Origin of the sequence: Telluria sp. B2, assembly GCF_051789535.1 — a bacterium.
Lineage (GTDB): Bacteria > Pseudomonadota > Gammaproteobacteria > Burkholderiales > Burkholderiaceae_D > Telluria.
Genome location: NZ_CP196525.1, coordinates 3,851,205 through 3,863,762, shown reverse-complemented (window position 1 = coordinate 3,863,762; position 12,558 = coordinate 3,851,205). Strand labels below are relative to the sequence as shown.

General features: G+C 68.6%; 8 protein-coding genes. 7 read left to right on the top strand and 1 reads right to left on the bottom strand.

The window, feature by feature from the left end:
• Window positions 1-536: 536 nt before the first annotated feature.
• From ACSUZJ_RS17160 to ACSUZJ_RS17150, 3 genes are all read left to right on the top strand, one after another.
• On the top strand, window positions 537-2,480 hold the full coding sequence (locus ACSUZJ_RS17160; protein WP_499410125.1) for a methyl-accepting chemotaxis protein: 1,944 nt from the start codon (window positions 537-539) through the stop codon (window positions 2,478-2,480).
• A gap of 101 nt (window positions 2,481-2,581) precedes the next feature.
• Window positions 2,582-3,364 carry a transporter gene (locus tag ACSUZJ_RS17155; protein ID WP_499410123.1) on the top strand — a complete coding sequence of 261 codons (783 nt, stop codon included), beginning with the start codon at window positions 2,582-2,584 and terminating at the stop codon, window positions 3,362-3,364.
• 613 nt (window positions 3,365-3,977) lie between these two features.
• A complete protein-coding gene (locus tag ACSUZJ_RS17150; RefSeq protein ID WP_499410121.1) occupies window positions 3,978-5,276 on the top strand; it encodes a TonB C-terminal domain-containing protein in 1,299 nt (432 codons plus the stop codon).
• A gap of 123 nt (window positions 5,277-5,399) precedes the next feature.
• Here the strand turns inward: ACSUZJ_RS17150 and ppc are convergent, their stop codons facing one another.
• Entirely contained in the window at window positions 5,400-8,216 is a 2,817-nt protein-coding gene (gene ppc, locus ACSUZJ_RS17145; protein WP_499410119.1) for a phosphoenolpyruvate carboxylase, read from the bottom strand.
• A 170-nt stretch (window positions 8,217-8,386) separates the two neighbouring features.
• On the opposite strand from ppc, the gene hemC reads away from it, so the two are divergent.
• Genes hemC through ACSUZJ_RS17125 form a run of 4 tightly spaced genes read left to right on the top strand, consistent with a single transcriptional unit; the run spans window position 8,387 to window position 12,466 of the window.
• Window positions 8,387-9,358: a hydroxymethylbilane synthase gene (gene hemC / locus ACSUZJ_RS17140; protein WP_499416577.1), complete on the top strand. Its 972-nt coding sequence runs from the start codon at window positions 8,387-8,389 to the stop codon at window positions 9,356-9,358.
• Window positions 9,351-10,130: a uroporphyrinogen-III synthase gene (locus ACSUZJ_RS17135; RefSeq protein WP_499410117.1), complete on the top strand. Its 780-nt coding sequence runs from the start codon at window positions 9,351-9,353 to the stop codon at window positions 10,128-10,130. Before hemC ends, ACSUZJ_RS17135 begins: the two co-directional genes overlap by 8 nt.
• Window positions 10,127-11,266 carry a uroporphyrinogen-III C-methyltransferase gene (locus ACSUZJ_RS17130; protein ID WP_499410115.1) on the top strand — a complete coding sequence of 380 codons (1,140 nt, stop codon included), beginning with the start codon at window positions 10,127-10,129 and terminating at the stop codon, window positions 11,264-11,266. Before ACSUZJ_RS17135 ends, ACSUZJ_RS17130 begins: the two co-directional genes overlap by 4 nt.
• A 33-nt stretch (window positions 11,267-11,299) precedes the next feature.
• Window positions 11,300-12,466, top strand: a complete 1,167-nt coding sequence (locus tag ACSUZJ_RS17125) for a heme biosynthesis protein HemY (protein ID WP_499416575.1) — start codon at window positions 11,300-11,302, stop codon at window positions 12,464-12,466.
• The last annotated feature ends 92 nt before the right edge of the window (window positions 12,467-12,558 follow it).

Here is a 12,558-nt window from a genome sequence, read left to right as displayed (position 1 = left end):
GCTCGGAGAGAGGATGGCAAAAATGCCGCCCGTCGCTGACGTGGCGGCATTTTTTTATCGCGACGTCCTTGTTGGACCGTAGGGTGGGGTCATTGATGCCGGGGGCATCAATGACGTGCCCACGCGTTACGGGCGCATTCGTAGTCACGAGCAGGAGGGCGCCGCTCGCAAAGCATCCGACGACCCTGTGACTGCGGCACGGCATCGAACCTCGCCCGGCGTTTGCGGGCGACATGTCCAGGGGGCGGGCAAAAGGAGATGCACGCAGCGCGTGGGCATGGAGTGCCATCCTACAGGCAAGCCGCAGGCCGGCCAGCGAAGAATGCAGCATGCCGCTGCGTCGTCGAGGTGGCGGCATCTTTTGGCCTGAGGATGAGGGTGGGCTAGCCGGTCGGCGTCGGCTCTGCGGCATGCCTGCAACGTTTCCTTGCCAAGCTGAAAACGGAACGGGCGAATGTCGTTGACGCATGAGGAGAGATAGGGAGACCATGCAATAAGGCAACAAACTCACGCATTCTCACTCTCCCGAGGCCCCTATGCTCACCCGATTTCTTCGCCGCTGGTCGATCAAGACCAAGCTCATGCTCGGCATGGCCGCCTGCCTGCTGCTGTTCATTGCCATTTCCGCCGCGCTCAGCGTCAGTCTGACGGGCCGCAGCATGCGCGAGCGCGTGGTGGGAGAAGAGCTGCCGGCGGTCGTCGGCGAGATCGGCAACGACGTGCTGCGCCAGATCGGCGCGCCGCTCACCGCTTCGCTGGCAGTGGCCAACAACACCTTCCTGCTGGATTGGGAGCGCCGCGACCTGGATGAGTCCGGCATGGACGCCTGGCGCGCCTACGCCACCAGGATGAAGGAGGTGAACAAGGCCGTCACCGTGTTCTGGGCCTCGCCTTCGCAGCTGAAGTTCCTCGACCAGGGCGGCCTGAGCTACACGATGGAAAAGGGCAATCCGCGCGACGCCTGGATGGACAGTTTTCTCGCCAGCGGCAGCCGGTACGAGCTGAACCTGGATCCGGACCCGAAGACCGGCGAGATGAAACTCTTCATCAATGCCCGGGTCGAGGCCGGCGAGGGCAGGCTGGCGGTGGCGGGCCTCGGCCTGTCGATCCAGCAGATGGCCGACACGGTGCGCGGCTACACGGTCGGCAAGTCCGGCTACGTCTTCCTGGCCCGTCCGAACGGCAAGATCGTGCTGCACCGTGACGCCGCCCTGTCCGACGGCGAGCACCGGATCGCCGACCTGCCGGGATATTCGCAGGGGCTGGTGGCGCAGCTGATGAAGAAGGAACCGTTTGCCAGCGCCAGCCACGATTCGGACAAGGGCAGGCTGATCGTCGCTTCGTCCTACCTGCCGCAACTGGACCTGTACGTGATCGCCGAGGTGCCGGAAAGCGAAGTGCTGGGCGAGCTGGCGCGTTCCTCGCTGCTGGCCAGCCTGATCGCCGGCCTGGTTGGCGGCGGCATCGGCCTGGTCGTGATCTTCCTGATCAGCCGCGCGATCGCCGCGCCGGTATCGCGCGCCGCGGCCATGCTGGGCGAAATCGCCGACGGCAAGGGCGACCTGACGCGCCGCATGCCGGTCGAAAGCGGGGATGAGGTCGGCCTGCTGGCCGACGCCTTCAACCGTTTCGTCTCTTCGCTGAACCACACCATGAGCGAGGTGCGCGACAGCACCCACGCGATTGCCGGCGCCTCGGCCGAGATCGCGGCGGGCAACATGAACCTGTCGAGCCGGACCGAAGCCCAGGCCTCGAGCCTGGAAGAGACCGCCGCCGCGATGGAAGAGCTGACCTCGACCGTGCGCCAGAACGCCGACAACGCCCGCCAGGCCAACCAGCTGGTGATGACGGCCAGCGGCCAGGCGCAAAAGGGCGGCGAGGTGGTGGGCGAGGTGGTCGCCACCATGGGCTCGATCACCGGCAGCTCGCGCAGGATCGCCGACATCATCGGCGTCATCGACGGCATTGCCTTCCAGACCAATATCCTGGCGCTCAATGCCGCCGTGGAAGCGGCGCGCGCCGGCGAGCAGGGCCGCGGCTTTGCCGTCGTCGCCTCCGAAGTGCGCAACCTGGCCCAGCGCTCGGCCGCCGCGGCCAGGGAGATCAAGCTTCTCATTAACGCCTCGGTCGAGCAGGTCGAGGCGGGCGCACGCCTGGTCGACACCGCCGGCGCCACCATGACCGGCATCGTCCAGGCGGTGCGCCGCGTGGCCGACCTGATGAACGAGATCGACGCCGCCAGCAGCGAGCAGAGCCAGGGCATCGGCCAGGTCAACGCGTCGATCGCGACGATGGACGACGTGACCCAGCAGAATGCCGCCCTGGTCGAGGAAGCGGCGGCGGCCGCCAGCGCCCTCGAAGAGCAGACCGCCAGGCTGGCGCAGGTGGTCGGTGTGTTCAAGCTCGACGATACGGCTGCCGTCAACGCGCCCCGGGCCGCACTCGGCGGCGGCCAGGCCCGCCCGCTGCTTGCCGGCTGAAGCGCAGGCTGTCAATCGCGCGTGGCCCGGCAGCCCGGCAGTTGTAAGATCGGACATGGCCGGCGCACCTCCGCGCCGGCGTGAACCCCCTGGAGCCGCGCATGACCCGCTTTGTTCCCGCCCGTCCGTCGCCACGCCTGCCTGCCTTCCCGCTCGCCCTGGTGCTGGCGCTCGGCTCCGCCTGCGCGGCGGCCCAGGAGAGCGGGGGGAAAGATGAGCCGATCGCGCCGGACCGGCCCGATTTCGTCGAGTCGAGCGAGGTGGTCGGCAAGGGCAGGGTGCAGCTCGAGACCGGCCTCTTGGGCGAGCGCGCGCGCGGCGAACAAGGGCGCGAACGCACGCTGACGACGCCGACCCTGCTGCGCATCGGCGTCCATGAAGCGGTCGAGCTGCGCATCGAGAGCGAAGGGCGCACCGTGCGTCACCTGCGCGATGCGGCCAGCGGCGAGCGCAGCACGATCGCCGGCTATGCCGATACCTCGGTCGGCCTGAACTGGCATCTCGCCGACGCGCAGGGCAAGATGCCCTCGCTCAGCGTGCTGGCGGACGCCGGGCTGCCGACGGGTTCGAAGCGGCTGCGCGGGGAGGGCGTGCGCCCGATGCTGAGGCTGGTCGGCGAGTGGGAACTGCCGGGAGAGACCCAACTGGGCGTCATGCCCGGCGTCGCCGTCGAGCACGAGCAAGACGAGGGCGCTACACATATGGCCTGCTCGGCGTGGCGCTGGAAAAGCGCTTCGACGAACGCCTGCGTGGCTTCGCCGAACTGGCCCTGCCGCAGATTGCCAGCAGCCGCCACGGCGGCACCCAGGCCAGCGTCGGCGTCGGCGCCGCCTGGCTGGTCTCGAACGACTGCCAGATCGACACCCTGTTTTCGCGCGGCCTGAACCACCGGACGCCCTACGCGCGTTTCACCGTCGGGCTGTCGATCAGGCGCTGATCCGCCCCGTGGCGAACGGCTGCTCCGCCTCATGTATCCGGGTTATGCGACACACCCGCAAATTCTTGGTGACGCTATTTTCTCACACGTACTATTTTAATTAAATGGCAATGCTTTGGCATGGGAGACGCGCCCGGCGCTGGTGCCAGCCATGCCCTGGGAGGACACACTGCAGCCGTCCGCCCCAACGGCGACGGTCTCCGTGATCGATACGCGCTGCGGGAACGGCAAGGTCGCGGTCTGACATTAGCCGGGTAGGGGCAGCGCCAGGGCGACAGCTTGGGATGCTGCACGCCGTAAAGCGGGAAGCGGGGCAGCAGGCGCTGGTTGCAGTGCCGCCCGGCCTACGGCCCTGGCGGCATTGTTCACTGGACGCGGGAACTGTGCGGGTGGCCGGATGTCCCTGCGCACGGGAGATTCCAGCCGGAATCGAAAAATATTGCCTTTGTGATAGCATCGCCGGGTTCCTGCCTCATTGGCGTCCCGCAGTCCTTATCATGGCCAAGTCTAACCATCTCGCAGCGGTCCACATAGCAAGCGCGCACGCCTCATCCGCGTCCGTGCCTGCGTATGACTGGCCGGATGCGGACGCGCTGCCCCTGGCGCAGCGCATCCCCTGGCGCATGCGGGGGGCGGTGGGCATTTCCCTGGCGGTGCACGCCCTGTTGCTGAGCCTGACCCTGGGCGGCGAGACCTTCGGGCTTCCGCGCTTTCACCTTCCCTGGGAAGAAAGGCGTCTCGGCGCCGACGATTTACGCATCACGCTGGCGCTGGCGCGGCCAACGGGCCAAGCGCCTGAGCAGGCGGCTTTCGCCCCCGTGGAGAAGCCTGCGGCCAAGCCCGCCGCGCGGGACAAGCCCGTGATCGCCAGCAAGTCGGCATCCGGGGCAAACTCGCCCCTTGTCCCTGCGCCTGCCGCGGCGTCGCCCGAACCTGTTTCCCCACCGGCGCCGGTGGCGCCACCCGCACCGCCTCCTGAGCCGGCCATCGCGGAGCAAGCGCTGCCAGCGCCTTCTCCCGTGGCCGCGCCCGAGGCGCCGCCGGCGAACCCACCGGCGCCTCCCGTCGCGCGCGTGCTTCCTGCGGAAGAGCTGCCGGCGCCCGCAGCGGCAGCAATGGACGATGCGGCACAGAAGCAGGCCGGGCAGGCCGAAGAGGCGTCGCGCGAAGCGGCGCAGCGCGAGGCCGAACGCCTGGCGGTTGCGCGCCAGGAAGCGGCACGCCAGGAAGCAGCCCGTCAGGAAGCAGCCCGTCAGGAGGCAGCCCGTCAGGAAGCAGCGCGCCAGGAAGCAGCCCGTCAGGAGGCAGCCCGTCAGGAGACAGCGCGACAGGAAGCGGCCCGCCAGGAAGCAGCGCGTCAGGAACAGGCCCAGCGTGACCTGGCCCAGCGCGAAAAGGCCGCGCAGGAAGCGGCGCGCGAGGAGCGCCTGCGCGCCATCGGCAGGCAGCTCGACAGGGAAGCCGCCGCGCGCGACGCCGCGTCAAAAAACCTGCCGGCGGCGAGCAGCCTGCGCCGCGGCTGGCTGTTCGGACGCAGCGACCCGAATGCCGACCTGGTCCAGTACGCCCAGACCATGAGCCACAAGATCGAGATGAACATGACCTTCGACACCGTGCGCGAGGTCGTGAAGCAGCCGCACACCCAGCCGATCGTGACGGTGGCGGTGCGCGCCGACGGCTCGGTCGAGAAGGTGACCTTCGTGGTCTCCAGCGGCGTGCCCGCCATCGACGAAGCGATACGCCAGGTCGTGGCCAGCCAGGCGCCGTATGGTCCCTTCCCGCCGGCGCTGGCGCGCCAGTACGACGTGGTCGAGATCCGGCGCACCTGGAAATTCGACATGGCGATCAGGCTGGAGTGATGGGCCTGGTCTGGAGGGCCGGGCTAGATCAGCAAGTGTGCTGATCTAGCCGTAACGATCGCTGCATGGAGTAATCCGGTCCAGTGGACCGGATTACGAGCCGTCCACCCTACGTTCTTTCGCTCAGCCGGTATTGCGCAGGCCGGCCGCTACCCCGTTGATCGACAGGTGGATCCCGCGGTGTACGCGCGGGTCCATCTCGCCGGGCTCACGGGACATCGCGCGGTGGCGATGGATCAGTTCGACCTGCAGGTGGTTCAGCGGGTCGAGGTAGGCGAAGCGGTTCTGGATCGAGCGCGCCAGCAGCGGGTTGCCGGCCAGGCGTTCGGTGGCGCCGGTGATCGCTTCCAGGCGGCGGATGGTCTCGCCGTGCTCGGCCGCGATGCGCTTGAAGATGCGTTCGCGCAGGGCCGCGTCCGGCACCAGGCCGGCGTAGCGCGAGGCGATCGCCAGGTCCGTCTTGGCCAGCACCATGTCCATGTTCGACAGCAGGGTGGCGAAGAAGGGCCATTCGCGGAACATCTCCTGCAGCGTGGCCAGGCGCGCAGCCCGTTCATCCTGCGGACCGTCCTCGATCCAGCCCGATACCGCCGAGCCGAAGCCGTACCAGCCCGGCAGCAGCAGGCGGCACTGGCCCCAGGAAAAGCCCCAGGGAATCGCGCGCAGGTCCTCGATGCGGCGCGTCGACTTGCGCGACGCCGGGCGCGACCCGAGGTTCAGCTCGGCGATCTCGGCGATCGGCGTGGCGGCAAAGAAGTAGTCGGTGAAGCCCGGGGTCTCGTAGACGAGGTTGCGATAGGCTTTATAGGCGCGCTCGGACAGTTCGGCCATGACAGCTTCGAAGCGCGCCAGGCGCTCGGCCTTGTCGCCCGCCACCGGATGCGGCGTGAGGCTCGCTTCCAGCGTGGCCGCCACCAGCAGCTCCAGGTTGCGCCGGCCGATCTCGGGATTCGAGAATTTCGAGGCGATGATCTCGCCCTGTTCGGTCAGGCGGATCTGGCCGTTCACCGTGCCCGGCGGCTGGGCCAGGATCGCCTGGTAGCTCGGGCCGCCGCCGCGTCCGACGGTGCCGCCGCGGCCGTGGAACAGGCGCAGCTTCACGTTCATGCGTTCGAACACCTCGACCAGCTTCAGCTCGGCCTGGTAGAGCTCCCAGTTCGAGGTGAGGAAGCCGCCGTCCTTGTTCGAGTCCGAGTAGCCGAGCATGACTTCCTGCAGCCGGCCCTGGTTCTCGATGATGCGCGCCACCGGCGGCAGCGACATCCAGGTTTCCATGATGCCGGCGGCCCGCTGCAGGTCGGGAATGGTCTCGAACAGCGGGATCACCATCACGTCCGACATGCCCTGCGACACGCGCAGCAGGCCGCCTTCCTTCTGCAGCAGCAGTACTTCGAGCAGGTCGGACACGGCTTCGGTGTGCGAGATGATGTAGTTGCGGATCGCGCGCGCGCCGTAGCGCTGGCGGATTTCGCGCGCGGCGCGCACGATGGCCAGCTCCGATTCGGTTTCCTCGGTATAGCTTTCGTAGGGCGTGTACAGCAGGCGCGGCTGGGCCAGTTCGGCCAGCAGCAGCGCGACCTTGTCGTCCTCGGACAGGGCCGCGTAGTCGGCTTCGACGCCGGCCTTTTCGAACAGCTCGGCCAGCACGCGCTCGTGCACGTCCGAGGTCTGGCGCATGTCGAGCGAGGCGAGGTGGAAGCCGAAGATGCGCGCCGCGCGCATCAGGCCGGCCAGGCGCGGCGCGATCAGCATCGCGCCGTGGTTCGCCGCGAGCGACTCGGCCACGACCTGCAGGTCGGCGGCGAACTCCGTCGCGTCGCGGTAGGGTGCGGCGTGGCCGACTTCCTTGCGCAGGATATTGGTCGCGCCCAGTTCGCGCGCGGTGGCCGCCAGGCGTGCGTAGATGCCGATCAGTGCGCGGCGGTAGGGTTCGTCCTCGCGGTGCGGCGACTGGTCGGTCGAGCGCTCGGCCAGCGACTGCATCGCCGGGGTGATGTCGACCATCAGGGTCGAGGTCGACAGCTCGGCGCCGAGCGCGTGCACTTCGTCCAGGTACCAGTCGAGGATGGTGGTGGCGTGGCGCACCACCGCGTGGCGCATGGTGTCGGCGTTGACGTTCGGGTTGCCGTCGCGGTCGCCGCCGATCCAGCTACCCATCTGCACATAGGCGCTGTCGCCCAGTTGCGCAGGCTTGCCGTGGTACTGGGCGCCGATCTCGTCCTCGATGTCGTCGTACAGCGCCGGCAGTTCGCGCAGGAAGGTGATGCGGTAGTAGGACAGGGCGTTCTCGATCTCGTCGGCCACCGTCAGCTTGGTGTAGCGCAGCATGCGCGTCTGCCACAGCGTGGCGATGCGCGCGTGCATCAGCTGCAGGTTGCGCACCTGTTCCTTCGGCGTCAGGGGCAGGTCGCGCTCGGCCAGCAGGCGCGCGATGTCGTGCTCGGCGTCGAGGATGCTCTTGCGCTGGACCTCGGTCGGGTGGGCGGTGAGCACCGGCGAAATCAGGGCGTTGCGGAAGAAGTTCTCGACAGTGGGCTGCTGCACGCCGGCGGCGCGCAGTTTCCCCAGCGCGTAGCCGACGCTGCCTTCGCGCGGCGGCGAGCCGTTCAGCAGGTGGGTGCGGCGGCGCCGGTTGTGGTGCTGGTCCTCGGCGATGTTGGCCAGGTGCGAGAAATACGAAAACGCGCGCACCACCGAGATGGTCTGGTTGCGGGTGAGCTTGTGCAGCAGGGTGGTCAGCTCCTGGCCCGCTTCCGGATCGGCGTCACGGCGGAAGCGCACGGCGGTCTGGCGGATGGTCTCGACGACGTCGAACACGGCGTCGCCTTCCTGGTCGCGCAGCACGTCGCCGAGCAGGCGGCCGAGCAGGCGGATGTCTTCTTTCAACGGGGCGTCCTTGTCGGCGCCGGCAAGGGTGTTGGGTGCAACGGGTTTGTCCATATCGACCACTGAGATTCTCTAATGTTGGAAACGCCGGGTTGTGCATGGCGGTTGGCCACGTTCTGCAATGAGGCCCCATGCTAAAATTTGTGATCCTATGCAAGGGCCTTTACTGGCATCGGCCGGTGAGCGCAACGACAGTGAAAGAATTCGTTTTGAAAGCATCCGAAATGACGCAGCAGGTGCAAGTGCCGTCGCAATTGATTATCGCATCGCGCGAGAGCCGCCTGGCCATGTGGCAGGCGGAACATGTGCGCGACCGTCTGGCCGCATTATATCCAGATTGCCACATTAGCATCCTCGGAATGACGACGCGCGGCGACCAGATTCTTGACCGCACGCTCTCGAAAGTCGGCGGCAAGGGCCTGTTCGTCAAGGAGCTGGAAGTGGCGATGGCCGAGGGCCGCGCCGACCTGGCCGTCCATTCGCTGAAAGACGTGCCGATGGACCTGCCGGAAGGATTCGAGCTGGCCGCCGTGCTCGAGCGCGAAGACCCGCGCGACGCCTTCGTCTCGAACGACTACGCCAGCCTGGACGAGCTGCCGCCCGGCGCCGTCGTTGGCACCAGCAGCCTGCGCCGCCAGGCCCTGGTGGCGGCGCGCTACCCGCACCTGGTGATCCAGCCGCTGCGCGGCAACCTCGACACCCGCCTCGGCAAGCTCGACCGCGGCGACTACGCGGCCATCATCCTGGCCGCCGCCGGCCTCAAGCGCCTGGGCCTGCCGCAACGCATCCGCAGCGTGCTGCCGCCGGAGCTGAGCCTGCCGGCCGCGGGGCAGGGCGCGATGGCGATCGAGATCGCGAGCGGCGAGCGCCTGGACGGCGCCGACCTGCGCGCCCTGCTGGCGCCGCTGAACCACCTCGATACCGCGCGCGCCGTCATGGCCGAGCGCAAGGTGTCGAAGATTTTCGGGGGCAGCTGCCAGATCCCGCTGGCGGCGCACGCCACGGTCGAGGGCGAGACCATGCACCTGCGCGCGATGGTCGCCACGCCCGACGGCAAGCGCAGCGCCCACGCCGAACTGAAGGGCGCAGCCGGCCATCCCGAGCTGCTGGGCGAGCGCGTTTCCGAACTGCTGGGGCAACAGGATGCGCATGCCATCCTCGAAGCCTGCCGGCAGGACGCCGCCCCCGATGCCTGAGTCCGTCGTCATCACCCGCCCGCGCGCCCAGGCCGACGGCCTGGTGCGCGCCGTGGCCGCCATCGGGCGCACGCCGGTGCTGCTGCCGCTGCTGGAAATCGCGCCCCTGGAAGACCAGTCGGCCCTGCGTGCGGCGCTGCAAGACCTGGAGCGCTATGCGCTGGTGGCCTTCGTCTCGCCGAACGCGATCGACGCCGCCCTGGCCCACGTGCCGGCCTGGCCGCGGCAGGTGGCGCTGGCCGTGCTGGGCGAGGGCAGCCGCGCCGCGCTGGCGAAACACGGCCTGACCGAGGCCAACGCCACCATCCTCGGCCCGCAGGACCCGACGCGCAGCGACTCCGAGAACCTGCTGGCCTCGCTCGACCTTGCCACCCTGCGCGGCAGGCGCGTGCTGATCGTGCGCGGCGAAACCGGGCGCGAGCTGATGGCCGAGGGATTTCGCGGCGCCGGGGCCGAGGTCACGATCGTGCCGGCCTACCGGCGCAGCGTGCCTGCGCTCACGCCCGCGCTGGCGGCCCGACTGCGCGCCTTGCTGGCCTCGCCGAACGATTGGATAATCACGAGCTCGGAAGCCCTGCGCGGCCTGCTCGAACTGCTGCGGCAGCTTGATACCGCGAGCGATACTGATCTGCTGGCAAAGCTGCAACAACAGCATGTAATCGTGCCCCATGCGCGCATTGCGGAGACCGCCCGGTCGCTGGGACTGGCCCGTGTCACGCTCACCGGCTCGGGCGACGAGCGTCTTCTTGCCGCGTTACAATCTCGAACATGAACGAACTGCCGAATCATCCAGAGCTGCCGCCGACGCAGCCTTCCACCGCGCCCCAGGCGCCGGTCCCCGAACCCTATGCCGGGGCGCGCGCTCCGCTGCGCGGACCGAGCACGGCCGACAAGCTGATGCGCCCGATGCCGCTGGCGCTGATCGCGCTGGCGGTCCTGCTGGCGCTCCAGACCTGGTCGAGCCACGGCCGCATCAACACGCTGCGCAAGGAAATGGCGATCAGCCTGCAGAAGGGCAACGAGATCAACGCAGAAACGGCTGCGCTGGCGCGCGACGTCGCCGAGCAGTCCAAGGCGCTGCAGCTGAAGGTCGGCGTGCTGGAAAGCCGCCAGCTGGAAAACCAGAGCCAGCAGCTGGCCCTCGAGCAGCTCTACCAGGACCTGTCGAAGAGCCGCGACGAATGGGCGCTGTCGGAAGTCGAGCAGGTGCTCTCGACCGCCAGCCAGCAGCTGCAACTGGCCGGCAACGTGCAGGGCGCGCTGATCGCATTGCAGAACGCCGACCGTTCGCTGTCGCGTTCGGACAAGCCGCAGTTCATTACCGTGCGCCGCGCAATCGCCAGCGACATGGAAAAACTCAAGGCGCTGCCGGCGGTGGACCTGGCGGGCGTGGCCGTGCGCCTGGACAGCGTGATCGCCCAGGTCGACTCCCTGCCGCTGCTGTCGGACGAGAAGCCGCTGCTGCCGGCGGCCCCGGTGCGCAGCCAGGGGGCGCGGAAGGACGCGGCGCCGGCGGTTCCGCTGACGGTCGGCGAGCGCATGCTGCAGACCTGGCGCAACTGGACCGCCGAGATGTGGGACGACGTGCGCCAGCTGATCCGCGTGCGCAGCGTGAACACGCCTGACGCGCTGATGCTTTCGCCGGAGCAGCGCTATTTCGTGCGCGAAAACCTCAAGCTGCGCCTGCTCAACGCGCGCATGGCCCTGCTGTCGCGCGACGAGACCACCTTCGCCGAAGACCTCACTGCCGCCCAGGATACGCTGGCGCGCTACTTCGACACCGGCGCGCGCACCACCCAGCAGGCGCAGGCGGTGCTGCGCCAGGTGCGGGCCAACAACCTGTCGATCGAGATGCCGACCCTGGCAGAGAGCCTGAACGCCGTGCGCAACTACAAGACGAAGCCTTAATCCATGCGTTTACTCCTCTGGTTAGTCGCCCTGATGGCCGCCGCCATCGGTATCGCCGTGACGGCGCGCTTCAATCCGGGCAACGTGGTGCTGTTCTATCCGCCGCACCGGATCGACATGTCGCTGAACCTGTTCGTGGTTTTGCTGGCGCTGCTGTTCCTGACCTTGTACGGCCTGGTGCGCGCGGTCAATGCGACCATGCGCATGCCCGACCGGGTGGCCGCCTACCGCCAGCGCAAGCGCGAGCGCGAGGGCAACAAGGGCTTGCGCGACGCCCTCAAGGCCCTGCTCGAGGGCCGCTTCGGCCACGCCGAGAAGGCCGCGATGCGCGCCGCCGAGCTGCCCGAGAACGCCGGCGTGGCCGCCCTGATCGGCGCGCGCGCCGCGCACCGCATGCGCGAGCCGGCGCGGCGCGACGCCTGGCTGGCCGGCATCGCCGGCGACAACAGCATGAAGACGGCGCGCCTGATGACGGTCATTGAGCTGCTGGTCGACGACCACCAGCCGGAGGCGGCGCTCGAAGCCGTGGCCGAGCTCAACGCCAGCGGCCAGCGCCACATCCACGCGCTGCAGTGGTCGATGAAGGCGCACCAGCAGGCGCGCAACTGGCCCGAGGTGCTGCGCCTGGTGCGTATCCTGGACAAGCGCAATGCCCTGCATCCCGCGCTCTCGGCGCGCCTGCGCGAGATGGCCTATGAGGCGCTGCTGTCGGAAGAGGGACAGGATCCGGAAGCGATCCGCCGCTTCTGGGCCGGCGTGCCCGTGGCCGACCGCACCAAGCCTTATATCGCCGCGCGCGCGGCCACGGCCTTCAACGCCAGCGGCCTGCACGACGAAGCGCGCGTGATCGCGGAAGACGCGCTCAGGGCCGGCTGGGACGAGCGGGTGATCCGGGCCTACCGCGACGCTGCCGGCCCTGCCGGCTCGGCCACCCTGCTGGCCCAGATCGAAAAGTGCGAAGCCTGGCTGCGCGAGCGCCCGAACGACGCTGAACTGGCGCTCACGCTGGGCTCGCTGTGCCTGCGCCAGAAGCTGTGGGGCAAGGCCCAGCGTTACCTGGAGCAGGCGCTGTCGGACGCGCTCGATCCGACGATGGTGCGCGACATCCACCTGAAGCTGGCCCAGCTGCACGAGGTGCTGGGACAGGAAGAACGCGCTGCCGGGCATTACCGGCATAGCGCGCTGGCGAATATTCTGTAGAAACACGATTCCGCCCGCCGCCTATTCGTGCCCGACAGCGTGAAGGCGGCGAGGTAGGCGTCCCGGTGCCCACCACCCAGATGCAGCAGGCA